The sequence below is a fragment of the Streptomyces arenae genome, assembly GCF_022343545.1.
Lineage (GTDB): Bacteria > Actinomycetota > Actinomycetes > Streptomycetales > Streptomycetaceae > Streptomyces > Streptomyces humi.
The window spans coordinates 133,662-158,149 of sequence record NZ_JAKQYH010000047.1 but is presented as its reverse complement, the minus strand read 5'-3'; the positions used below and the strand labels follow the sequence as shown (position 1 = coordinate 158,149).

The 24,488-nt window shown below is 69.9% G+C and carries 18 protein-coding genes; 13 read left to right on the top strand and 5 right to left on the bottom strand.

The genetic code is table 11. From position 1 onward, the window contains the following. Positions 1 to 171 precede the first annotated feature (171 nt). On the top strand, positions 172 to 1,662 hold the full coding sequence (hflX, locus tag MB828_RS21170; RefSeq protein ID WP_301649555.1) for a GTPase HflX: 1,491 nt from the start codon (positions 172 to 174) through the stop codon (positions 1,660 to 1,662). A 147-nt stretch (positions 1,663 to 1,809) separates the two neighbouring features. Here hflX and MB828_RS21165 read toward each other — a convergent pair whose 3' ends face one another. Together MB828_RS21165 and MB828_RS21160 are read right to left on the bottom strand one after the other, a co-directional pair. Then, the gene (locus MB828_RS21165) at positions 1,810 to 3,033 is read right to left on the bottom strand and encodes a trypsin-like serine peptidase (protein WP_301649554.1); all 1,224 of its coding nucleotides are present in this window, start codon (positions 3,031 to 3,033) and stop codon (positions 1,810 to 1,812) included. A gap of 99 nt (positions 3,034 to 3,132) precedes the next feature. Beyond that, positions 3,133 to 4,383, bottom strand: a complete 1,251-nt coding sequence (locus tag MB828_RS21160; RefSeq protein ID WP_301649553.1) for a glucarate dehydratase family protein — start codon at positions 4,381 to 4,383, stop codon at positions 3,133 to 3,135. 505 nt (positions 4,384 to 4,888) lie between these two features. Here MB828_RS21160 and MB828_RS21155 point away from each other — a divergent pair. The 4 genes from MB828_RS21155 to MB828_RS21140 all read left to right on the top strand — a co-directional run bounded on the left by MB828_RS21155 (position 4,889) and on the right by MB828_RS21140 (position 12,013). Further along, complete coding sequence (locus tag MB828_RS21155; RefSeq protein ID WP_301649552.1) at positions 4,889 to 6,421, top strand: diaminobutyrate--2-oxoglutarate transaminase family protein; 1,533 nt, start codon at positions 4,889 to 4,891, stop codon at positions 6,419 to 6,421. A gap of 362 nt (positions 6,422 to 6,783) precedes the next feature. Further along, entirely contained in the window at positions 6,784 to 8,823 is a 2,040-nt protein-coding gene (locus MB828_RS21150; protein WP_301649551.1) for an IucA/IucC family protein, read from the top strand. Between the two features lie 199 nt (positions 8,824 to 9,022). Continuing rightward, positions 9,023 to 9,832 (top strand): GNAT family N-acetyltransferase, encoded by an 810-nt coding sequence (locus MB828_RS21145; protein ID WP_301649550.1) that lies wholly within the window; start codon positions 9,023 to 9,025, stop codon positions 9,830 to 9,832. 204 nt (positions 9,833 to 10,036) lie between these two features. After that, positions 10,037 to 12,013 carry an ATP-dependent DNA helicase gene (locus MB828_RS21140; RefSeq protein WP_133028128.1) on the top strand — a complete coding sequence of 659 codons (1,977 nt, stop codon included), beginning with the start codon at positions 10,037 to 10,039 and terminating at the stop codon, positions 12,011 to 12,013. Between the two features lie 153 nt (positions 12,014 to 12,166). Here the strand turns inward: MB828_RS21140 and lexA are convergent, their stop codons facing one another. Continuing rightward, positions 12,167 to 12,946: a transcriptional repressor LexA gene (gene lexA, locus MB828_RS21135; RefSeq protein WP_133028126.1), complete on the bottom strand. Its 780-nt coding sequence runs from the start codon at positions 12,944 to 12,946 to the stop codon at positions 12,167 to 12,169. 502 nt (positions 12,947 to 13,448) lie between these two features. Between lexA and nrdR the strand changes: the two genes are divergently transcribed. Both nrdR and MB828_RS21125 read left to right on the top strand, forming a co-directional pair. Then, the gene (nrdR, locus tag MB828_RS21130; protein ID WP_301649576.1) at positions 13,449 to 14,000 is read left to right on the top strand and encodes a transcriptional regulator NrdR; all 552 of its coding nucleotides are present in this window, start codon (positions 13,449 to 13,451) and stop codon (positions 13,998 to 14,000) included. Between the two features lie 163 nt (positions 14,001 to 14,163). Continuing rightward, complete coding sequence (locus tag MB828_RS21125) at positions 14,164 to 17,058, top strand: vitamin B12-dependent ribonucleotide reductase (protein ID WP_133028125.1); 2,895 nt, start codon at positions 14,164 to 14,166, stop codon at positions 17,056 to 17,058. 103 nt (positions 17,059 to 17,161) lie between these two features. Here the strand turns inward: MB828_RS21125 and MB828_RS21120 are convergent, their stop codons facing one another. Further along, positions 17,162 to 17,695, bottom strand: coding sequence for a TerD family protein (locus MB828_RS21120; RefSeq protein ID WP_301649549.1), 534 nt, complete (start codon positions 17,693 to 17,695; stop codon positions 17,162 to 17,164). A 152-nt stretch (positions 17,696 to 17,847) separates the two neighbouring features. Between MB828_RS21120 and MB828_RS21115 the strand changes: the two genes are divergently transcribed. The 3 genes from MB828_RS21115 to MB828_RS21105 all read left to right on the top strand — a co-directional run bounded on the left by MB828_RS21115 (position 17,848) and on the right by MB828_RS21105 (position 20,139). Beyond that, entirely contained in the window at positions 17,848 to 18,453 is a 606-nt protein-coding gene (locus MB828_RS21115) for a YdbC family protein (protein WP_046728656.1), read from the top strand. Positions 18,454 to 18,539: 86 nt separating this feature from the next. Further along, positions 18,540 to 19,199, top strand: coding sequence for a histidine phosphatase family protein (locus tag MB828_RS21110; protein WP_301649548.1), 660 nt, complete (start codon positions 18,540 to 18,542; stop codon positions 19,197 to 19,199). Positions 19,200 to 19,209: 10 nt separating this feature from the next. Beyond that, positions 19,210 to 20,139, top strand: a complete 930-nt coding sequence (locus MB828_RS21105) for an ADP-ribosylglycohydrolase family protein (RefSeq protein WP_301649547.1) — start codon at positions 19,210 to 19,212, stop codon at positions 20,137 to 20,139. Positions 20,140 to 20,398: 259 nt separating this feature from the next. Here MB828_RS21105 and MB828_RS21100 read toward each other — a convergent pair whose 3' ends face one another. Further along, the gene (locus tag MB828_RS21100) at positions 20,399 to 21,946 is read right to left on the bottom strand and encodes an MFS transporter (RefSeq protein ID WP_301649546.1); all 1,548 of its coding nucleotides are present in this window, start codon (positions 21,944 to 21,946) and stop codon (positions 20,399 to 20,401) included. A 183-nt stretch (positions 21,947 to 22,129) separates the two neighbouring features. Here MB828_RS21100 and MB828_RS21095 point away from each other — a divergent pair, with 183 nt between their 5' ends. The 3 genes from MB828_RS21095 (at position 22,130) to MB828_RS21085 (ending at position 24,237) form a co-directional block, all read left to right on the top strand. Beyond that, complete coding sequence (locus MB828_RS21095) at positions 22,130 to 22,759, top strand: TetR/AcrR family transcriptional regulator (RefSeq protein ID WP_301649545.1); 630 nt, start codon at positions 22,130 to 22,132, stop codon at positions 22,757 to 22,759. 81 nt (positions 22,760 to 22,840) lie between these two features. After that, complete coding sequence (locus MB828_RS21090; RefSeq protein WP_301649544.1) at positions 22,841 to 23,542, top strand: ribonuclease HII; 702 nt, start codon at positions 22,841 to 22,843, stop codon at positions 23,540 to 23,542. Between the two features lie 68 nt (positions 23,543 to 23,610). After that, complete coding sequence (locus MB828_RS21085) at positions 23,611 to 24,237, top strand: hypothetical protein (RefSeq protein ID WP_301649543.1); 627 nt, start codon at positions 23,611 to 23,613, stop codon at positions 24,235 to 24,237. Positions 24,238 to 24,488: the final 251 nt, after the last annotated feature.

The following is a 24,488-nucleotide window of genomic DNA, read 5'->3' as shown; positions in this document are numbered from 1 at the left end:
CCGGCAATGACGCCCCGGCAATAACACGGTGCCGAGGCGGCGCCCACCGTGCGACCATCATGGGGCCGGCGCTGCACGGGTCACCGGGAATCTCCCGGGGTACTCGTACGTTGAAGAGGTGTCGGCGCAACAACCGCCGGCACCGGCATTCCCATCGACACTAAGGACCCAATGACCTCCTCTTCTTCCCCTTCCCAGGACACCAGGCGCCTCGCGCAGGACTACCCCGACGGTCTTCGGGCCGATGCCCTGATGGAAGAGGACGTCGCCTGGAGCCACGAGATCGACGGAGAGCGGGACGGCGACCAGTTCGACCGCTCCGAGCGCGCGGCCCTGCGCCGTGTCGCGGGCCTCTCCACCGAACTCGAGGACGTCACCGAGGTCGAGTACCGACAGCTCCGACTGGAGCGGGTCGTACTGGTCGGGGTGTGGACCTCGGGCACCGCACAGGACGCGGACAACTCCCTCGCGGAACTCGCTGCCCTCGCCGAGACGGCGGGCGCGCTGGTGCTCGACGGCGTCATCCAGCGCCGCGACAAGCCCGACGCGGCCACTTACATCGGCTCCGGCAAGGCCCTGGAGCTGCGCGACATCGTCCTCGAGTCCGGCGCCGACACGGTCATCTGCGACGGTGAGCTGAGCCCCGGCCAGCTGATCCAGCTGGAGGACGTCGTCAAGGTCAAGGTCATCGACCGGACCGCCCTGATCCTGGACATCTTCGCCCAGCACGCCAAGTCTCGGGAGGGCAAGGCGCAGGTCGCGCTCGCGCAGATGCAGTACATGCTGCCGCGGCTGCGAGGCTGGGGTCAGTCACTGTCCCGGCAGATGGGTGGCGGTCGCGGCGGCCTGGCCACGCGTGGCCCCGGTGAGACCAAGATCGAGACGGACCGGCGCCGGATCCGCGAGAAGATGGCGAAGATGCGCCGGGAGATCGCGGACATGAAGACCGGCCGCGAGATCAAGCGCCAGGAGCGCCGTCGCAACAAGGTGCCGTCCGTCGCCATCGCGGGCTACACCAACGCCGGCAAGTCCTCCCTGCTCAACCGCCTCACGGGCGCCGGTGTCCTGGTCGAGAACGCCCTGTTCGCGACCCTGGACCCGACGGTCCGCCGGGCCGAGACCCCCGGCGGCCGCCTGTACACCCTGGCGGACACCGTCGGATTCGTCCGCCACCTGCCCCACCACCTGGTCGAGGCGTTCCGCTCCACCATGGAGGAGGTCGGCGACTCCGACCTGATCCTGCACGTGGTCGACGGCTCGCACCCGGCTCCGGAGGAGCAGCTGGCCGCCGTGCGCGAGGTGATCAGGGACGTCGGCGCCACCGACGTACCCGAGATCGTCGTGATCAACAAGGCGGACGCGGCGGACCCCCTGGTCCTCCAGCGCCTGCTTCGCGTCGAGAAGCGGTCCATCGCCGTCTCGGCCCGCACGGGCCAGGGCATCGACGAACTGCTGGCCCTCCTCGACAACGACCTGCCCCGCCCGTCGGTCGAGATCGAGGCCCTGGTCCCGTACACGCACGGCAAGCTGGTCGCTCGCGCCCACAACGAGGGCGAGGTCCTCTCGGAGGAGCACACCGCCGAGGGCACCCTCCTCAAGGTCCGCGTGCACGAGGAACTGGCGTCGGACCTCGCGCCGTACGTCCCGGCACCGCTGGCGTGACGACCGTTACGTGACGGCCCCGCTCCCTTTCGAGGGAGCGGGGCCTTCACATACCCAGGGGCGCGGGGAACCGCGCGACGAGCCACGACGGCGCTGAACCCGCCCGTGGACAGCGGCTCCCACGACGATCGGGCGACCCCACCGCCCTCACTGCCCGGCGAACTCCTTGCTGACCGTCTCGTACACACCCCTCGCCACGGCCCCGAAGCGGGGCCCGGCCAGCCACCCCGAGCTCACCGGCCCGATGGACGTGTTGGACACCAGCGCCACCTTCCCGTCGGCACCCTTCTCCACCCAGCCGCCGCCGGACGCCCCGCCGGTCATCGTGCACCCGATCCGGTACATCGTCGGCGCCGCCGCGTCCACCGACAGTCGCCCCGGCTTGTCCGCGCACTGGTAGAGCAACGACCCGTCGTACGGCTTGGCCGCCGGATACCCCGTGGCCGTGATGCTCGACACCTTCGGCACGGCCGGCGCGTCGAAGTTCACCGGGAGCGCCGAACCGACCGTCTCCTCCAGGGACTTGCCCCCACTGCCCTGCTCCGGCGTCACATGGATCACCGCGTAGTCGTACGACGCGCCGTCGCCGCCGGTCTCCCCGCCCTGGTCGATCCACTGCTGCGAGGTCTGCGCCCCGTCACCCCACCACACCCCGTACGGCGCGACCTCCGACCGGGTCGCCTGCGCCAGCGCCGCACCGGTGAGACCCCTGTCGTTGTACGACGGCACGAACGCGATGTTGCGGTACCAGCCGCCCTTCTTCCCCGCGTGCACACAGTGGCCCGCCGTCCACACCAGGTTGGACTTGCCCGGGTGCGCGGGGTCCTCAACCACCGTCGCCGAGCAGACCATCGTGCCCTCGGGGGAGTCGAAGAAGACCTTCCCCGCCGTGGCCGCGCCGGCGTGGTACGTCGGCGGAACCGCCTTCGCCTGAACCGGTGCCGGAGCCGGATCGGTCACCCCCTGGTCGCCGGAGAGGTCGTTGTCGTCGACGCCCTTGTTCTTGTCCGGGTCGTCGGCGTCCCGCATCCGGTGCGGGTCCCACAGGCCCTTGATGATGGGGTTGACGAAGTCGTTGGCCTCACGCAGCCAGTCGTCCCGGTTCCAGTTCTTCCAGGCACCGTGTTTCCACTTGTCGATGTCGATCCCGTGCTCTTTGAGCTTGTTCTTGATGTCGTCCGGGATCTTTATCTTGCCGTCGCCGGGGTCCGAGGAGACGGACGCGGACGCCGGGCCGCCCGCGTTGTCGTCGCTGGAGCCGCCGCACGCGCCGACGGTGAGCGCCAGCGCCGAGGCGAGGGCGACGCCCGCCAGCGCCCGCGGTGCGCGCCCTCCCCGCCGAGGGACGGACGACGGCCGGATGGATCGCATGGTGGTGACTCCCCCTGTCGGTAAGGAACTTCAGCGCCACACACTATGCGCTCGCTGTGGGGGTCCACCCATGGCCGGGCAACGGTTTCGCTACGGGTCTCACCAGCGGGGCAACCGCAGTTCGTAGCCGGGATCCACGCGCCGCATGTAACCGGTGTCGTCCCGTGTGCGCATTCCCGACTGCAGGTACAGGCGGTGCAGACGGTCGAGAACCTCGTGATCGAGTTCCACACCGAGGCCGGGACCGGTGGGGACGCGGACCTCCCCGTCCCTGAACTCCAGTACACCGGGCCGGATCACGTCGTCGGCGCCGTTCCACGGGTAGTGCGTGTCACAGGAGTGGTCCAGGTTCGGGATCGCCGCCGCGACATGGGTCATCGCGGCGAGGCTGATGCCGAGGTGCGAGTTGGAGTGCATGGACAGCGTGATCCCGAACGCTTCGCAGACGGCCGCGAGTTCACGGGTGCGTCGCAGTCCGCCCCAGTAGTGGTGGTCGGTGAGCAGCACCTGGATCGCGTTCTGCTCGATCGCGGGCCTCAGATGCTCCCAGGCGACCACGCACATGTTGGTGGCGAGGGGGAGGGGCGAGTCCTTCGCCACCGCCGCCATGCCCTCGATGCCCGCGGTCGGGTCCTCCAGGTATTCGAGGACGTCCTTGAGCTCGTCGGCGACGTACTTCGACGTCTGCACCGACCAGGCCACGTTGGGGTCCAGTCGCAGCGGCTGCCCGGGGAACGCCTCGGCCAGCGCCCGCATCGCCGCGATCTCCTCGTCCGGCGGGAACACACCGCCCTTCAGCTTGAACGACCGGAAGCCGTAGCGCTCCTGCATCAGCCGCGCCTGCTCGACGACCCCGGCCGGGTCCAGCGCCGGGCCCCAGTCGTCGCCGACCGCCGGGCGGCCGTCCAGGGCGGGGTGCTCCGCCCACTTGTAGAAGAGGTACGCCGCGAACGGCACCGACTCCCGGACCCTACCGCCGAGCAGATCGCTGACCGGGCGTCCGAGCAGCTTGCCCTGGGCGTCGAGACAGGCCACCTCCACCGCGCTCGTGGTCCAGCCGCGTTCGTGGGAACTGGGCACGGTCGGCAGCAGCGCCGCGTCGATCGCCGCCGACACCGCCGTCGTGTCGAAGACGTCCAGGCCGACGACCGTGTGCGCGGCCGCCTCGAGGCGCTCCAGACGCGCCGTCCCACCGGGGGACTCCCCGAGCCCCACGGTGCCGTCCTCCAGGACCAGTTGCAGCACGATCCGCAGGGCGAGCGGCTCGTGCACACCGTTCGAGTTGAGCAGCGGCGGGTCGCGGAAGGCGATGGGGGTGATGACCAGTTCCCTGATCCGGGTGGGCTTCATGCGTGGACGACCTCCAGTCCGTGATCGATGAGTGCCGCGAGCCGGGCCACATGCTCCGGCGTGGGGTCGACGAGCGGCGCGCGGCCCCCGCCCACGGCCGGACTGCGGAGCGCCCCCCGGCCTTGACCCGGCGGTGGGCAGGCCGTTGAAGAACACGAAGGCGTCGCCCTTCCCGGGCACCTGACCGAACGCCCGGACGATGCGCTGCCTCTCTGCTCGATGTCGAGAACAACACCCCTTGGAATCTCACGACTCCCTCGTGTTCATATCCATGAATCCTCTTCATGGATCTAAATACTGAGCCAAGCTATGAATCTCTTGATCCGCATGTCAAGACATGACGCGGAGTTCACCGAAGGGCAGGGGATCTCAAGGTGACGGCAAGGATCTTCGGAGCGACCCGTAACCCGCCGGACGGTCCGGGGTTGTAGCGGTGGGGGTCCGGCTGCCTGTGTCCGGTACCTCCCGAACAACTCGCCCCTGGACAGCGGGAGGACAGCGAGCCGTGGCCGTGACGGAGTCGGTGACTGGGGAAACGTTTGGGGGAGCACCCGGGGCGCACGAGGTGATTCTCAGGCGCCAGTCCGCGCGCGAGTCGCGGGCCCGCACCTATGCCCGAGCCCTCCCCATCGTGCCGGTGCGGGCACGCGGACTGACCATCGAGGGTGCCGACGGCCGCCGCTACCTGGACTGCCTCTCCGGTGCCGGCGCCCTCGTACTCGGCCACAACCACCCCGTCGTGCTGGAGGCGATCCGCAAGGTACTCGACTCCGGCGCTCCGCTCTCCGTGCTCGATCTGGCGACCCCCGTGAAGGACGCCTTCATCACCGAACTGTTCCGCACCCTGCCGCCCGGCCTCGCAGGCCGCGCCCGCGTCCAGTTCTGCGGGCCCGCCGGGACGGACGCCGTCGAGGCCGCCTTCAAACTGGTGCGCGCCGCGACCGGACGCACCGGCATCCTCGCCTTCACCGGTGCGTACCACGGGATGACCGCGGGTGCGCTGGCCGCCTCCGGCGGAGCAGGCGACGTCCGGGTCGCCCGGCTGCCCTATCCGCAGGACTACCGCTGCCCGTTCGGCGTCGGCGGCCCGCAGGGCGCGGAACTCGCCGCCCGCTGGACCGAGTCCCTGCTCGACGACCCCAAGTCCGGCGTCCCGCAGCCCGCCGGCATGATCCTCGAACCCGTCCAGGGCGAGGGCGGGGTGCTGCCCGCCCCCGACGACTGGCTCCGCCGGATGCGCCGGCTCACGGCGGACCGGTCCATCCCCCTGATCGCGGACGAGGTCCAGACCGGGGTGGGCCGGACCGGCGCCTTCTGGGCCGTCGAGCACAGCGGTGTCACCCCTGACGTGATGGTCCTCTCCAAGGCCATCGGCGGCAGCCTCCCCCTCGCGGTCGTCGTCTACTGCGACGACCTCGACGTCTGGGAACCCGGCGCCCACGCCGGCACCTTCCGCGGCAACCAGCTCGCCATGGCCGCCGGTACCGCCACCCTCGCCCACGTCCGCGAGAACGCCCTCGCCGACCGGGCACGCCTGCTCGGCACCCGCATGCTGAGCCAACTCCGCCGACTCCAGAACGATTTCGCCTGCGTGGGAGACGTACGCGGACGAGGCCTGATGATCGGCGTGGAACTGGTCGACCCAGAGAAGGAGCGACGTCCGCGGGGGGAGGCCACCCCTGCCCCCGGCTCCGTCTCCGACTCCCGGCCCGGCTCCGTTTCCCGGCTCGGGTCCGGGTTCTGCTCCAGCGGTGCGGGCAGTGGGGGTGACGGTGTGGCCCGGTCCGGACCGCATCCCGCCGCCCCAGACCTGGCCGCCGCCGTCCAACGAGCCTGCCTGGAGCGGGGTCTGATCGTTGAGCTGGGTGGACGGCACGCCGGTGTCGTGAGGCTTCTCCCGCCGCTGACGATCACCGACGAACAGGCGGCCGCCGTAATGGACCGCCTCGCCGACGCCGTGGCGGCGGTGGCCCGCGACCCGGCCGCGCACGGCGTCCGCCCCCGCCAACCCGACGGCCTCAAGGATCCGGCCGACTAGCCGGGGCGCCCGGAAATCCGGAAGAGCCGGAAGGCCTCCCAAGCTCCAGCAGCGCCTGAAGACCGGCACGACCCTGGACGTGGGCAAGGCTCCTGACGCCGGCATGACCCTGGCAGCCGTGCTGGGCCTCGCTCCCGGCCGGCCCACCGGGGTCAAACCGGTCGCCCTCCGCCGGAACCCCCACATCATCCACACCACCCTGTCCCCCTCATCCGTCTCCTCTCCCCTCATCCGTCTCGTCTGCCGTCTCTCGCCTTCGTCGCCCGCCCGGACCCGCCGCACTCGACTCCCGACCCCGTCGGCCCCACTCGCCCCGCTCCCGCACGACGCGCATCCGCACCGCCCGAGCCCCGAGGAGCCCCGTGAACGCCACCCCCGACCCCGACGACCCCGGAGACCAGGGCCCACAGGGACGTCCCCTTCCACTCGCCGAGTCGGTCCCCCAGCAACGCGGCCGCGCCTGCCGGCCCGAAAGGCCGAACGACGACACGGAGGACCTTTTGGAACACCCGGATCCCCACACCGCCGCCCAGGCCGCGGCCGTGGAGAACCTGCTCCGCTGCTGGGCGCGCGAGACGAACCTCCCCGCGCCCGACAACGGCACCCTCCGCATCCCGTTGCCCGCCAGCGGTACCGTCCTGATCACCCCCGTCCGCCACTGGTCCCCGACCGGCTGGCACCGCTTCGGCCCACCCCAGCTCTCCGGCGCCCCCGGCTCCGCGCCACCTGTGGACGCGGTCACCCTCGCCGCCCTGCTCGCCCGAGAGACAGCGCCCGGACCCAGGGGCACGGCCGCCCGGGCCGAAACCGCCCCCGGCCGAGCCGCCGCCGACGGCGCACTTCACGTCCGCGAGGGCGCATCCGCCACCCCGGACGCTCCGGACGTCCCTTCCGATGACGACCTCGTGGCCCGCGTCGCCGACTCCCTGCGCCGCACCGCCACCTTCATCGCGGACCGGCGCGCCCGTCCCGCCGACGGCCCCGACCGTTTCCTCGCCGCCGAGCAGGCGCTCCTCCTCGGACATCCACTGCACCCGACCCCGAAGAGCCGCGAGGGCCTGACCGAGTCCGAATCCCGGCGCTACTCACCGGAGCTGCGCGGCTCCTTTCCGCTGCACTGGATGACGGTCCACTCTTCCCTGCTCGCCACCGACTCGGCCTGGACCGAACGCGGCCGTCCCGTGCCCGCACCCGACCTCATGCGACGCCTCACGGACCAGCCCCTGCCGATGCCGGACGGCCATGCCGCCGCCCTGCCCCTGCACCCCTGGCAGGCCCGCGAGCTCCGTCTCCGCGACGTGTCCGCCGCCCTTCTCGACGCCGGACTCCTCCGTGACCTGGGCCCACTCGGCGCCCCCTGGTATCCCACCTCCTCCGTACGCACCGTCCACCGCACCGGTGCTCCCGCCATGCTCAAGCTGTCGCTGGGCCTGCGCATCACCAACTCCCGCCGGGAGAACCTCCGCAAGGAACTCCACCGAGGCGTCGAGGTGCACCGTCTGCTGCGCACCGGCCTCGCCAAGCAGTGGCAGGCCGTCCACCCGGGCTTCGACATCGTGCGCGACCCCGCCTGGCTGGCCGTCGACGACCAGGACGGCCGGCCCGTGCAAGGACTCGACGTGATGGTCCGGCACAACCCGTTCACCCCGGCCGACGACGTGTCCTGCGTCGCCGGACTGATCACGCCCCGGCCCCACGAGACCCCGGCGTCCAACGACGAGCCGTACCACCAACCGCACCATCAACCGAACCAACAGCCGCACGGCAGTGCACCGCAGTCGTACCGCTCCCGGCTCGCTCGGGTGGTCGCCCGGCTCGCCGAACGCACCGGCCGGCCCGTCGGCGCCGTCAGCGCCGAGTGGTTCCTGCGCTACCTGGAGCAGGTCGTCCGCCCGGTGCTGTGGCTGGACGGCGAGGCCGGCGTCGCGCTGGAGGCGCACCAGCAGAACACCCTGCTCCTGCTGGACGCCGACGGCTGGCCCGCCGGCGGGCGCTACCGTGACAACCAGGGCTACTACTTCCGTGAGTCCCGGCGGGCCGACCTGGATGCCCGGCTGCCCGGCATCGGCGAGCACAGCGACACCTTCGTCTCCGACGAGGTCACCGACGAGCGCTTCGCCTACTACCTCGGCATCAACAACGTGCTCGGCCTCATCGGAGCCTTCGGCTCCCAGCGGCTCGCCGACGAGCGTCTGCTCCTCGCGGCGTTCCGAGGGTTCCTCACCGAGACGGCCTGCGGCCCCGCCCGGCTGCGCAGCTCACTGCCCGCCCGTCTGCTCGACTCACCGGTCCTGCGCTGCAAGGCCAACCTGCTGACCCGCCTGCACGGCCTCGACGAACTCGTCGGCCCGGTCGACACCCAGTCCGTCTACGTCACCATCGCCAACCCCCTCCACTCCTGACGCGCTTTCGCACCGCCGTCTCGCCCACTCGTTGTTCTTCCGTTCCGCCGACCACCGCCCGTCCGTCCTCGACCACCGGTCGCGCCCCGCCGCCCACTGCCCCTACTCCAACGATCACCGCCCTTCCTTCGACGATCACCTGACGTCATTCACCCGACCGAGGAACATGCCCCACCTCGTCTTCTGAGAGGAGCGCACCATGCCTCCCACCGACGCGAGCGCCGACGCAGGCCCCGTACCGGTCCATCCCGGCCGCCCCTACCACCCCGGCCGCTCCGGACCCGCCGAGGACACCAGGGACTGCGAGGACACCCTGGACCTCCGCCTGCCCGCCGAACTCCACGCCCTCTTCACAGGGAAGACACCCCGACCCGACGTCGGCGAGAGACCCGGCGCCGCCACCAGGGGGACGCCGACCCCTGGGCCTCTGGACTCGCCGGACCTGCTCGATCACGTGGACACCTGGGGTCCGACTCCGACGCCTGTCGGCTCCTTCCAGCTCGTGCCGGTTCACATGGGACGCGACCTGCCGGTCATCAGCCGCTGGATGAACGACCCTGCGGTGGCCGCGTTCTGGCAGCTGGCCGGCTCACGGGCGCAGACGGAGGAGTACCTGCGGACCCAACTCGCGGGCGACGGACGCACTGTGCCGTGTCTGGGCCTGCTGGACGGCACCCCCATGAGCTATTGGGAGATCTACCGAGCCGACCTGGATCCCCTCGCCCGCCGCTATCCGGCCCGCCCGCACGACACCGGGTTGCACCTCCTCATCGGCGATGCCTCCGATCGTGGACGGGGACTGGGGTCCGCCCTGCTCAGAGCAGTGGCCGATCTCGTACTGGATCGCCGCCCGGCCTGTGCGCGCGTCGTCGCGGAACCCGATCTTCACAACACCCCCTCCGTGGCCGCCTTCCTCAACGCGGGCTATCGCTACGCCGCCGAGGTCGATCTGCCTGGCAAACGGGCCGCTCTCATGATGAGGGACCGGTCCCTACGTCATCTGATGTAGCGCTGTGTGACTGCGCGTACACATGTAGTACGAAGCGGCGGCCGATCGAGTTCCCGGCCGCTCGAGAAAATTCGAAGCGGCCCGAACTCCGGCCCGCCCCTTCCCCGCTGGGTCCGTCCGTTCAGGCGGCACCGGCGTGATCAGACCTCTCGGCTCCGGCTTGACCGCCCGATTGTCAGCGCCGGGCCGTAGGGTGGTCGCGCTATGACGAAGCCCTCACTCCCTGAACTCCTGCATGCCGCTGTCACAGCCGTCGGCGGCACGGAGCGCCCCGGCCAGGTGACCATGGCCGAATCGGTCGCCGAGGCGATCGACGACGGATCCCATCTGCTGGTCCAGGCCGGCACCGGCACCGGAAAGTCGCTCGGCTACCTGGTGCCGGCGCTGGCACACGGGGAGAGGGTCGTCGTGGCGACGGCGACCCTCGCCCTGCAGAGACAGCTCGTGGAACGGGACCTGCCCAGGACCGTCGACGCCCTGCACCCGCTGCTGCGCCGCCGCCCGGAGTTCGCGATGCTCAAGGGCCGGTCGAACTACCTGTGCCTGCACCGGCTGCACGAGGGGGTGCCGCAGGACGAGGAGGAGGGCCTTTTCGACCAGTTCGAGGCAGCCGCGCCGACCAGCAAGCTGGGTCAGGACCTGCTGCGGCTGCGGGACTGGGCCGACGAGACCGAGAGCGGCGACCGCGACGGCCTCACGCCGGGCGTCTCCGACAAGGCCTGGGCCCAGGTCTCGGTCTCCTCGCGGGAATGTCTCGGCGCCTCCAAGTGCGCCTACGGCGCCGAGTGCTTCGCCGAGCTGGCCCGCGAGCGCGCCAAGCTGGCGGAGGTGGTCGTCACCAACCACGCTCTGCTCGCCATCGACGCCATCGAGGGCGCCCCCGTGCTTCCGCCGCACGAGGTGCTGATCGTGGACGAGGCGCACGAACTGGTCTCCCGGGTCACCGGCGTCGCCACCGGCGAGCTCACTCCGGGCCAGGTCAACCGTGCCGTGCGGCGCGCCGCCAAACTGGTCGACGAGAAGGCCGCCGATCAGCTCCAGACCGCCGCCGAGGGCTTCGAGCGGCTGATGGAGCTGGCCCTGCCGGGCCGCCTCGAGGAGATCCCGGAGGATCTCGGCTACGCCCTCGCGGCTCTGCGGGACGCGGCCCGCACGGTGATCTCGGCGATCGGCACCACACGCGACAAGTCGGTCCAGGACGAGGACGCGGTCCGCAAACAGGCGCTGGCCTCGGTGGAGTCCGTGCACGACGTGGCGGAGCGGATCGTGAACGGCTCCGAGTGGGACGTCGTCTGGTACGAACGGCACGACCGGTTCGGTGCCTCCGTCCGCGTCGCCCCGATGTCGGTGTCGGGCCTGCTGAGGGAAAAGCTCTTCGCGGACCGCTCGGTCGTCCTCACCTCGGCGACCCTGAAACTCGGCGGCGACTTCAACGGCGTCGGTGCCTCCCTGGGCCTCGCCCCGGAGGGCACCGAGGGCGAGGACTTCCCGCAGTGGAAGGGGGTGGACGTCGGCTCGCCCTTCGACTACCCGAAGCAGGGCATCCTCTACGTGGCCAAGCACCTCTCGCGCCCCGCCCGGGACGGTGACCGTGCCGACATGCTCGACGAACTCACCGAACTGATCCAGGCCGCGGGCGGCCGTACCCTCGGGCTCTTCTCCTCGATGCGGGCAGCCCAGCAGGCCGCCGAGGAGCTGCGCGTCCGGATTCCCGAGTTCCCGATACTCCTGCAGGGCGAGGAGACGCTCGGCGAGCTGATCAAGAACTTCGCGGCCGATCCCAGGACGTGTCTCTTCGGCACGCTGTCGCTGTGGCAGGGCGTGGACGTCCCCGGCTCCAGCTGTCAGCTGGTGGTCATGGACAAGATCCCGTTCCCGCGCCCCGACGACCCGCTGATGAGCGCACGACAGAAGGCGGTGGAGGAGGCCGGTGGCAACGGCTTCATGGCGGTCGCCGCCACCCATGCCGCGCTGCTGATGGCCCAGGGTGCGGGCCGACTGGTACGGGCGTCCGGGGACCGGGGCGTGGTGGCCGTACTCGATCAGCGGTTGGCGACCGCGCGGTACGGGAGCTATCTCAAGGCGTCGCTGCCCGACTTCTGGTACACCACGGACCGTAACCAGGTCCGGAAGTCGCTGGCGGCCATCGACGCGGTCGCGCAGCAGGCGGAGGCAGAGTGACGTGGGGGCCGGTCCGTCCCCCCGCCGGGACAGGCCGAGCCCCGCGTCGCAGTAGCTGGGCGCCGGGGTCCGGACAGTGCAGGGCCCCGGAACCGGCGCAGGGGTCCCGGGGCCCGATCTGAGGGCGGGCGACATGATCGCCCGCCGCAGGCGTCACACGCGCCGCAGTACCGCGACGACCTTGCCCAGGATGGTCGCGTCGTCGCCGGGGATCGGCTCGTAGGCCGCGTTGTGGGGGAGGAGCCAGACGTGGCCGTCCTCGCGCTTGAAGCGCTTGACCGTGGCCTCGCCGTCGAGCATGGCGGCGACGATGTCACCGTTCTCGGCGACTGGCTGGCGGCGGACGGTCACCCAGTCGCCGTCGCAGATCGCGGCCTCGATCATGGAGTCACCGACGACCTTCAGCACGAAGAGCTCACCGTCACCGACGAGCTGCCGGGGGAGGGGGAAGACGTCCTCGACGGATTCCTCGGCGAGGATCGGACCGCCGGCGGCGATGCGGCCGACCAGCGGGACATAGGACGCGGCGGGCTTGCCGGCGGTGTCCGTGGGCTGCACGGTCACGGCCTGGTCGGAACCACGCACCTCATAGGCGCGCGGGCGGTGCGGATCGCGCCGCAGGAAGCCCTTGCGCTCCAGTGCCATCAGCTGGTGCGCCACCGAGGAGGTGCTCGACAGGCCGACGGCCTGGCCGATCTCCCGCATCGACGGCGGGTAGCCCCGGCGCTGCACCGAGTCCCGAATCACCTCGATCACCCGGCGCTGCCGGTCGGTGAGCCCGGAGCTGTCGGCCCGGATGCCTGGAGGTCGGCCCGGCAGGGAACGCTTGTGTCCCTCGGGGTTCACGGCTTCGTTCATGGCATGCACCGGGTCGAGTCGGCCCTGGGAGCGGTCCTGGGCGGTGATGGTGGCACTGTCTGCGGTCGTGGTCACGTCGGCCCCTCTCGATGGTCTCCCTGCTGGACAACGGTAGTTGCTTTCGAAAGGTTGCGCCAAACACACGTTCGAGTGAAAAAACGAGGTTCGGCGGACGCGATCACATCTCTAGGTGTATGGCTCATGCGGTATCCGGCGGACAAAAGGTTCATTGTTGTACTCTTCACCGCCGGTGACGGCCTCGTGGGCGGGTGCCAGTCTGCCATCAGTGCCGCCGCCGACCGGGATGTCCGTCCCCATCTGCGCCGGAGTCGCACGTGACCTCCGTGCGGCGCTCACGCTATCTCCGAATCCGCCGTAGCGGTACGTGTGCGACACGCGCAACCTGGCGATGTATCAGCCAATCACCACATCTAGTGGTTGGATTGCTACCGCAGCCCACAAGTTGTGGTCCCCCGGGTCTCCGGTCTCTCTGAGATCGCCTATGCTTGGGGCTGCTTCGCGGGACCCATGAGGTCCGGCGAGCCTGTCGAGTCTGCTGTGAGGAGGGTTGGAGATCATGCACTGCCCCTTCTGCAGGCATCCCGACAGCCGTGTGGTCGACAGCCGTACGACCGATGACGGCACGTCGATCCGCAGGCGCCGCCAGTGCCCCGACTGCTCCCGTCGTTTCACGACCGTGGAGACGTGCTCGCTCATGGTGGTCAAGCGGTCCGGAGTAACCGAGCCATTCAGTCGAACCAAGGTCATCAACGGCGTGCGCAAGGCATGCCAGGGGCGGCCTGTCACCGAGGACGCGCTCGCACAGCTCGGCCAGCGGGTCGAGGAGGCGGTGCGCGCCACCGGAAGCGCCGAGCTGACCACCCACGACGTGGGTCTGGCCATACTCGGCCCGTTGCAGGAGCTCGACCTGGTCGCCTACCTGCGATTCGCCTCCGTCTACCGGGCGTTCGACTCGCTCGAGGACTTCGAGGCCGCGATCGCGGAGCTCAGGCAGGCGGCGCAGGACCCCGTCGCGGACGACGAAGGCGCGGCAGTGGGGAGCCAGGAGGACGGTCGCGGGACGGGCGGGACCACTCGGGTGCCCGCGCCCGCCCATATCGCCGGCTGACGGGCGGACCGGAACCGGTCGGAGGACCCGGATCCGGTTGTCGGACGGCGATCCAGGACTTGTTGCGGGGGCAGCTCAGGGTGCCCGCAACGCCAAAACAGAACAGCGTGTCACGGGAACATCGTGGCATTTCAGGGCGTTTTTGCCCGTAGAGGGAGGCGGCATGACAGAGACGGCGAGCGGTCCGGCACGGAGTTCCCGCGCGAAGGGGACGAAGGCCACCAAGGGACTGCGTATCGAGCGCATCCACACCACCCCCGGCGTGCACCCGTACGACGAGGTGAGCTGGGAGCGCCGTGACGTCGTCATGACCAACTGGCGCGACGGCTCGATCAACTTCGAGCAGCGTGGCGTCGAGTTCCCCGACTTCTGGTCGTTGAACGCGGTCAACATCGTCACCAGCAAGTACTTCCGCGGTGCTGTCGGCACCCCGCAGCGCGAGACCGGCCTCAAGCAGCTGATCGACCGCATCGTGAAGACGTACCGGAAGGCCGGCGAGGACTACAAGTACTTCGCCACGCCCGCCGACGCCGAGATCTTCGAGCACGAGCTGGCGTACGCCCTCCTGCACCAGATCTTCAGCTTCAACAGCCCCGTGTGGTTCAACGTGGGCACCCCGCAGCCCCAGCAGGTCTCCGCCTGCTTCATCCTGTCCGTCGACGACTCCATGGAGTCGATCCTCGACTGGTACAAGGAAGAGGGCATGATCTTCAAGGGCGGCTCCGGAGCCGGCCTGAACCTCTCCCGGATCCGCTCCTCCAAGGAACTGCTCTCCTCCGGCGGCAACGCCTCCGGACCGGTCTCCTTCATGCGCGGCGCCGACGCCTCCGCCGGCACCATCAAGTCGGGCGGCGCCACCCGCCGCGCCGCCAAGATGGTCATCCTGGACGTCGACCACCCCGACATCGAGGGCTTCATCGAGACCAAGGTCAAGGAGGAGGAGAAGATCCGCGCCCTTCGTGACGCGGGCTTCGACATGGACCTGGGCGGCGACGACATCACGTCCGTCCAGTACCAGAACGCCAACAACTCGGTCCGCGTGAACGACGAGTTCATGAAGGCGGTCGAGCAGGGCGGGCAGTTCGGTCTGCGGGCCCGTATGACCGGTGAGGTCATCGAGGAGGTCCAGGCCAAGAGCCTGTTCCGCAAGATGGCCGAGGCCGCCTGGGCCTGCGCCGACCCGGGCATCCAGTACGACGACACCATCAACCACTGGCACACCTGCCCGGAGTCCGGCCGGATCAACGGCTCGAACCCCTGCAGCGAGTACATGCACCTGGACAACACGTCCTGCAACCTCGCCTCGCTGAACCTGATGAAGTTCCTGAAGGACGACGGCAAGGGCCACCAGTCCTTCGACGTCGAGCGCTTCAGCAAGGTCGTCGAGCTCGTCATCACCGCGATGGACATCTCCATCTGCTTCGCCGACTTCCCGACCCAGAAGATCGGCGAGAACACCCGCGCTTTCCGCCAGCTCGGCATCGGCTACGCCAACCTGGGCGCCCTGCTGATGGCGACCGGCCACGCCTACGACTCCGACGGCGGCCGCGCGCTGGCCGGTGCCATCACCTCCCTGATGACCGGCACGGCGTACAAGCGCTCCGCCGAGCTCGCCGCGGTCGTCGGCCCGTACGACGGCTACGCCCGCAACGCCGACGCCCACAACCGGGTCATGCGCCAGCACGCCGACGCCAACACCGTCGCCGTCCGCATGGACGACCTGGACACCCCGGTCTGGGCCGCCGCCACGGAGGCCTGGCAGGACGTGGTGCGCCTCGGTGAGAAGAACGGTTTCCGTAACTCGCAGGCGTCCGTCCTCGCCCCCACCGGCACCATCGGTCTCGCGATGTCCTGCGACACCACCGGTGTCGAGCCCGACCTCGCCCTGGTGAAGTTCAAGAAGCTGGTCGGCGGCGGCTCGATGCAGATCGTCAACGGCACGGTCCCGCAGGCCCTGCGCCGCCTGGGCTACCAGGAGGAGCAGATCGAGGCGATCGTCGCCCACATCGCCGAGAACGGCAACGTGATCGACGCCCCCGGCCTCAAGCACGAGCACTACGAGGTCTTCGACTGCGCCATGGGCGAGCGCGCCATCTCCCCGATGGGCCACGTCCGCATGATGGCCGCGATCCAGCCCTGGATCTCCGGTGCCATCTCCAAGACGGTCAACATGCCGGAGACGGCGACCGTCGAGGAGGTCGAGGAGATCTACTTCGAGGCCTGGAAGCTCGGCGTCAAGGCGCTCGCGATCTACCGCGACAACTGCAAGGTCGGGCAGCCGCTCTCCGCCAAGACCAAGGAGAAGGAGAAGGCAGAGGTCACCGAGAAGGCCGAGGCGACCATCCGCGAGACGGTCGAGAAGGTCATCGAGTACCGCCCGGTCCGCAAGCGCCTCCCGAAGGGTCGTCCCGGCATCACCACGTCCTTCACCGTCGGCGGCGCCGAGGGCTACATGACGGCCAACTCCTACCCGGACGACGGCCTCGGCGAGGTCTTTCTCAAGATGTCCAAGCAGGGCTCCACCCTCGCGGGCATGATGGACGCCTTCTCCATCGCGGTCTCCGTCGGCCTCCAGTACGGCGTGCCGCTGGAGACGTACGTCTCGAAGTTCACCAACATGCGCTTCGAGCCGGCCGGTATGACGGACGACCCGGACGTGCGGATGGCGCAGTCGATCGTCGACTACATCTTCCGCCGCCTGGCGCTGGACTTCCTGCCCTTCGAGACGCGTTCCGCGCTCGGCATCCACTCCGCCGAGGAGCGTCAGCGGCACCTGGAGACCGGTTCGTACGAACCCTCCATCGAGGAGGACGAGGTCGACGTCGAGGGCCTGGCCCAGTCGGCACCGCGCACCCAGGAGCTGAAGGCCGTCGCGTCCCCGAGGACCGAGGTGGCCAAGCCCGCCCCCAAGCAGGCTCACACCAGCGCCGAGCTGGTGGAGATGCAGCTGGGCATCCAGGCCGACGCCCCACTCTGCTTCTCCTGCGGCACGAAGATGCAGCGGGCCGGTTCCTGCTACATCTGCGAGGGCTGCGGCTCGACCAGCGGCTGCAGCTGACCAGTCCATGAAGTGAGGTAAGGGGCGCCGGCCAATGCCGGCGCCCCTTACCGTTCGGTGTCTCTGCCGTTCTCACCGTTCGGTGTCTCTGTGTCGTTCGCCGTCAGGGCCGGCCGAGCCCGCCCATCTCCTGGGTGAAGACCACGGGGTCGTCCTCGAAGCCGCGCAGACCGGGCCGGAAGCCCCAGTCGCCGGATCCGTCGCGCACGAACTCCGCGACGGTGGCGGCCGTCGCCCCGAGAACCGAGCCGAAGTCGTCCTCGGCCAGCACGCTGTAACCCTCCCGCACCCGCACGGCCGGGTTCAGGACGTTCACGAACGTCCGGTGCGTGGGCCGCTGCTGGATGACGACTCCGACGATCACGCGCGCGTACCGGCTGTCGAGCCGGTCGAGTTCGAGCGTCATCACCTCGTCCCAGCCGAAACCCTTGCCGTCCTGACTGTCCCGGTTGAGGAAGATGGTGCCGTCGGGCGAACGGCTGTCGAAGTGCACCAGGTAGGCCGGGGTTCCGTACGGATCCGCCGCCGTGAACGTCCCGGCGACGACGTCGAGATCGGTGGGCGGCTGCCCGGACGGGCTGGGATCCCACTTCACCGCGACCTCGACCTTGCGGATCGCTTTGCTGAAACCGCTCACCACGCGTCCCCTTCCCCCCTAGAGGTCCACTTACCCAACTGATGGGCTGCCAAGGCTCTTTGTCCATCGTGCCACGCGCGCGGGGGCGCGTGCGCGGGTGATCTCAGCCGGAGCGTGACCGGCGCCACCCTCCATGGCCTTACGATGGCGCGGTGCTGGTCAAGTGGATTCGCTGCACCGTGGTGGACCGCCGGGGCTTCGAGCGGGGGCAGCGGAAATGGGCGGGGCTTCTGGGGGAGCCGGGATTTCGGGGACAGGGCGGGGGCTGGAGTCGGCAGCGTCCCGGAGTCGCGCACACCTTCGCCTTCTGGGAGAGCCGTGCCTTCTACGACTCCTTCATGGCGCGTTCGCACGACCGACTGGCCGCGTCCCAGTCCGGTACGTACAAGGACCAGCAGGTCAAGCTGTTCGAGTACCGGTTCGATGTGAAGACCGGATTCGAACCGCGGTTCACGGACGCCGACCTGGTCCGGGTGGCGCTCTGCCGGGTGCACGAGGAGCGTGTGGAGCACTTCACCCTGATGCAGGAGAAGGTCTGGAATCCGGCGATGGCCGGTTCTCCCGGCATGATCCGCGGCATGTTCGCGGAGGCCCCGGCCCACGAGTTCCTGATCCTCTCGATGTGGCGGTCGGCGGCCGAGCACGGCAAGTACCGCACCGAACGCGTGGAGCGTCTGGCGCTGCGCGCCCAGACGGAGGCCGACATCGCCGCCCTCAGGGGCGACATCGTGGAACTCGAACCGAGCTGGATCGTTTGAATATCCAACCCTCATTTTGTGTGACCTGCGCTGTATGGGGCCCATCCGAGTGCTCGACTTCGCGTCACTCGATCTAGGGTTTTGGCATGGCACGACCACGGCGCATCGTCCTTGTCCGGCACGGCGAGTCAACCGGCAATGTCGACGACTCCGTGTATGAACGCGAACCCGACCACGCGCTGGCCCTGACCGACCGGGGCTGGCGGCAGGCCGAGGAGACCGGAAAACGCATCCGAGAGATCTTCGGCCGGGAGCGCGTCAGCGTGTACGTCTCCCCGTACCGCCGTACGCATGAGACCCTCCGCGCCTTCCACCTGGACCCGGATCTCATACGGGTGCGTGAGGAGCCCAGGCTGCGTGAGCAGGACTGGGGAAACTGGCAGGACCGCGACGACGTACGCCTGCAGAAGACGTACCGGGACGCGTACGGGCACTTCTTCTTCCGCTTCCCCCAGGGGGAGTCCGGGGCCGACGTGTACGACCGGGTCGGCGGCTTCCTGGAGAGCCTGTTCCGCAGCTTCGAGGCACCGGACCACCCGCCGAACGTGCTCCTCGTGACCCACGGTCTGGCGATGCGCCTGTTCTGCATGCGCTGGTTCCACTGGACGGTCGCCGACTTCGAGTCGCTCTCCAACCCCGGGAACGCCGAGATGCGGATGCTCGTTCTCGGAGACGACGGCAAGTACAGCCTCGACCAGCCCTTCGACCGCTGGCGGGACCCGGAGCCGCACTGGATGAGCGGCTAGGCTGGCCGCGATGACCTCCTCCTTCGACTCCTCGACCCCGGGGCGCCTGGACCGCGCCCTGGCCAGCCTGCGCGGACTCGCCGTCGGTGACGCGCTGGGCTCACAGTTCTTCGTCCCGGTGAACTATCCGCTGCTCAAGCGGCGTGAGCTGCCACCGGGCCCCTGGCAGTGGACCGACGACACCGAGATGGCCTGCTCCGTCGTCGCCGTCCTGGCCGCCCATCAACGCATCGACCAGGACGCGCTGGCCCACTCCTTCGCCACGCATCACGACTTCGACCGCGGCTACGGCCCTGCCGTCAACCGTCTGCTCCGCCTGGTCAGGGAGGGCGGCGACTGGCGTGAGCTGGCCGCCGCGCTCTTCAACGGCCAGGGCTCATGGGGCAACGGCGCGGCCATGCGGATCGCGCCCCTGGGCGCCTGGTACGCGGACGACCCGGAGCAGGCCACCCACCAGGCCGAGATCTCGGCCTACCCCACGCACCAGCACCGTGAGGCGGTCGTGGGTGCCATGGCCGTCGCTGCCGCCGCCGCTCTGGCGGCCGCGCCCGCCGGCCCGCCGAGCCCCGCGGACCTCCTCGACGGCGTCATCTCGCTGATCCCCAGGAGCGCCGTCGGCCAGGGGCTGCGACGGGCCCGCGACATGCTGGACTACGGCGACGCGGGCACCGTCGCGGCCGTCCTGGGCTGCGGACGGCGTACGACGGCTCACGACACCGTCCCCTTCGCCCTGTGGTCGGCGGCGCGTGCCCTCGGCGACTACGAGACCGCGTTCTGGGCCACGGCCCAGGTGGGCGGCGACGTGGACACCACCTGCGCCATCGTGGGCGGCGTCCTCGCGGGCGGCGAGGCGGGAGCACCTCCGGCCGCCTGGGCGCAGCGCACGGAACCGCTGCCGCAGTGGGCTCCGTCGGCGACGGGCGCCGGCGCCGGCGGGTGACCGCCCAGGCGCGCGGGGCACGGCAGGAAGGCCCGGCCCCCGCGCGCCTCTCCCCGTGGGGACCGACCTCACCTTTTGTACTCTCCGTGCCTGGCGGGAACTCTGTGTAATCGCGAGCCGTTTTCCCGGTATCCGATCCGCGCTCCGTCCGGGTGCGGAGGGCGGAGCGGGAAGCGGAGTCGTAGGGGGAGGTGTGGGTGGGATGGGTTCTTCCGATGGTGACCGTGACGCTGACCGCTGTGGTGCGGGCCCCGTGGGGTCAGCCCAGCCCCGGGCCGGCGGTGCCGGCGAGGGCTTCGAGATCGCTTTTGCGGACCTTGATCACCAACCAGGCGGTGAGCAGGCCGATCCCGGCCATCACCGCGGCGGGGACGAACGCCGTCGAGATGCCGTGTGCGAGCACCTCGTGCCCCCACGGCGCGGGCAGCTGACGGGACTTGGCGAACTCCGCCTTCTGCTCCGGCGAACCCTCGGCGAGGAACTTCGGCAGCTGCTTCCTCGCCTCGTCCTTGCTGGCCGTGCCGAACACCGTGGTCAGGATCGAAAGACCCAGCGAGCCGCCCACCTGCTGCATGGCGTTGAGCAGTCCGGACGCCGCTCCGGCCTCGTGCGGGGCGACACCGGACACCGCGGTGACGGTCGCCGTCACGAAGTTCAGCCCCATGCCGAAACCGAAGACCAGCATGGGCCCGAGCACGCCGCCGACATAGGAGCTGTCGGGGTTGATGAACGTCTGCCAGGTCAGTCCGACGACGACGAGCGCCGACCCGGTCATCATGAACGGCTTCGGGCCGAGAACGGGCAGGAACCGCTGCGACAACCCCGCGCCGACGGCGATGGCCGCCGTCACCGGCAGGAAGGCCAGACCCGCTCTGATCGGGCTGTAGCCCAGCACGTTCTGCACGAACAGCACGATGTAGAAGAACATGCCGAACATCGCCGCGGCCAGGCTCAGCATGATCACGTACGTCCCGGAGCGGTTGCGCTCGGCGAACATCCGCAGCGGTGTGATGGGTTCCTTCGCCCGGGTCTCGATGAAGACGAAGGCCAGCAGGAGCACCACCGCGGCGGCGAAGGAGCCCAGGGTCAGGCCGTCGCGCCAGCCGTCCTCCGAGGCCCGGATGAAGCCGTACACCAGGGAGGCCATGCCCAGCGTGGAGGTCAGCGCGCCCGCGATGTCGAAGCGGCCGGGGTGCCGTTCGGACTCGTTGATGTACTGCGGGGTGAGCGCGACGATCAGCAGGCCGATCGGCACGTTGACGAAGAACACCCAGCGCCAGTCGAGCCAGTCGGTGAGCATGCCGCCGGCCAGCAGCCCGATGGCACCGCCGCCCGCGGAGACGGCTGCGAACACGCCGAACGCCCGGTTCCGCTCCGGGCCTTCGGGGAACGTCGTGGTGATCAGCGCCAGGGAGGTGGGCGACGCGATCGCGCCGCCCATGCCCTGGAGGGCGCGGGCGGCCAGCAGCTGCCAGGGCTCCTGGGCGAGACCGCCGAGCAGCGAGGCGAAGGTGAACAGCAGGATGCCGGTCATGAACACCCGGCGCCGGCCCAGGATGTCGCCGGCTCGCGCGCCGAGGAGCAGCAGGCCGCCGAAGGTGAGCGTGTAGGCGCTGACCACCCATGTCAGGTCCGTGGTGCTGAACTTGAGGGCGTCTTGAATGTGCGGGAGCGCGATGTTCACAATCGTCGCGTCAAGTACCACCATGAGTTGGCAGGCGGCGATCACGGTGAGGGCGATGCCTGGGCGCCCCTGCCGACGTGCCGCGCCCGGTTTCTGGCCCTGTATCAGCTGAGAGGTTGTCACTGTGGATCCCCCACGAATGTTTTAGTGAACGTCAGCGTTCACTGTCACGCCAACGGTAGTGAGTCCCCAGTAGAGAACGCAAGCGTTCACTTAACTGCGTCGTGTGCCGCGTCCCCCTTCGCCGTCGCACGCCGCATCCCCCGCTCCGCAATCCCCGCTCCCCTGCTCGCTGGAGAAACTCAGATGGTTACCTCGCGCTGGACCACCGCCCCCGCTCCCCCTCAGGCGGTTTCCCCTCGTCGGCGCGGTGCGGTCCTCGAACGCGCGATCCTGGACGCCGCCTTGGAGCAGCTCAGCACGGTCGGCTGGAACGGCCTCACCATGGAAGGCGTCGCCGCCGGGGCCCAGACCGGGAAGGCCGCGGTCTACCGCCGCTGGTCCTCCAAGGAGGACCTGGTCGCCGACGCCCTGCAGGCCGGTCTGCCGCGTTTCGAGAAGGCACCGGACGTCGGAACTGTGCGCGAGGACCTGTTGGCCCTGTGCCGGCAGGCCCGGGACGCGATGTTCTCGCGTCCAGGCTTCGCGCTGCGGTCAGTGATTCACGAATGCGATCCGGTACAGGTCGAACGGTTCCATGGTGTGATCTTCGAAGGGGTCGTGGAGCCGACCACCAAGCTGATCGGCGAGATCGTCACCCGCGGCATAGAGCGTGGTGAGGTACGGTCCGACGCGGCCAACGGCTATGTCCTCGACGCCATTCCGGCGATGATGATGTACCGCAGCAAGATTTCTGGAAGCGAATGGAGCGACCGGGAGATCGAAGAGATGATCGACGGGCTCATGCTTCCGCTGCTGCTGTCACGCGACGCGTGATCCATGTTCCGGTGGTCGGTCGCGCCCTCCGGGAGGCCGGGGTGTCGCTCGGGGATCAGCGCGGCGTACCCTAAGGGCGCCATGCCGTACGAACCACCTACTCACACCGTCGAGCGCTCCCTTCGCGCCACGACCGGAGCGAAGGTCATTGCCGGTGTCGACGAGGTGGGCCGCGGCGCCTGGGCCGGCCCCGTCACCGTCTGCGCCGCAGTCACCGGTCTTCGCCGGCCGCCCACGGGCCTCACCGATTCCAAGCTGCTGACCATCAAGCGGCGTACGGAACTTGCCGAGGTGCTGCGGACCTGGGTCACGGCCTATGCCCTGGGTCATGCCTCGCCGGAGGAGATCGACGACCTCGGGATGACGGCCGCGCTGCGACTCGCGGCGAGCCGAGCCCTGGAGACCCTGCCGGTCCGCCCCGACGCGGTCATCCTCGACGGGAAGCACGACTACCTGGGCCTGCCCTGGCAGGTGCGTACGGTCATCAAGGGTGACCGTTCGTGTGTGGCCGTGGCGGCGGCCTCGGTGATCGCCAAGGTTCAGCGCGACAAAATGATGGCCGAACTGGGTGTCGACCATGCAGACTTCGGATTTGCGGACAACGCCGGGTATCCGTCGCCCGTGCACAAGGCCGCACTGGAGGAGCGGGGCCCCACCCCGTACCACCGGTTGTCGTGGGCGTATCTTGATGCGCTGCCCCAGTGGCGGCACCTCAAGAAGGCCCGCAGCTGGGCGGAGGGAAGCGTTCCGGAGATCGAGGGTCAGCTCGGCTTCGACTTCTGACGTTCCAGTCGCACTCTTGTGCCACCCGGTTCACCTGACCTGCACCAACGTTTGATAGATATCAGCTCATGCCTCTCATTCCCGAGGAGCCTCAGATTCACGAGAGTGCCCAGGGTCCCCGCGCCACTCCGGCCAGTGGCCGTACCGCGCCGACCCCCCGTCCCGTACCCGGCCCCCGCCCCGCGGCTCCGTCGCGTCCCGGTCGTCCCGGCCCTGTGCGGCCGGCGCCGCCGGTACAGCGCGCAGCGCGTGACGTGGCCAAGCCAGGCCCGTCCGGCCCGGCCGTGCCCGCCGCCACGGCGGCGGCTCCGCAGATCCAGTTGATCCCGGCATCGGTCGAGAGTGCTCTCGACGCGGCCGAGGAAGCGGTGGATCTGCTCCTCGACTCGGGCCGTGCCCCCGGCGACGTGCTGGTGATCACCACCGGCGCGCAGCACCCGTGGGCCGAGCACGAGCTGTCGTTCGGTGAAACCTCCTACTGGGCGCAGCACGACGCGGGTGACGACGTCTTCTACGCGGACGCCGCCCTCGCCTCCCGCGCCGCGACCCGCGCCGTCGTGGTCGTCGCCGTCAACGGCGGCCCGGCCACCGCTGCCGCCACCGCTCTGCCGTTGGCCCTCTCCCGGGCCGGTGCCCTGCTGATCGTCTGCGGCGACCCGCAGCACATCAACTCGGTACTGGGCGCGGGCGTCTGAGCCGTCTGAGGCGCCTCTGGGTCTCCGGAGGTACCGAAGGAGTTCCGGCGGCGATTGGCACAGTGGTGCCTTCGGCATGCCCGGACACCTGACGGACGGTGCCCGCTGCCGTCACGGAGCGGCGGTCAGGCCGGCGGAGGTCCGGAACGCGGGCACCGGGCCTGATCCTCCGAGGTCGCCGAGGCGCCGGCCGGCGGGACGTCCACGCGGGCCCGCCAAGTCGCCCCGGAGCGCGGTGAGTGTTCCTTTCC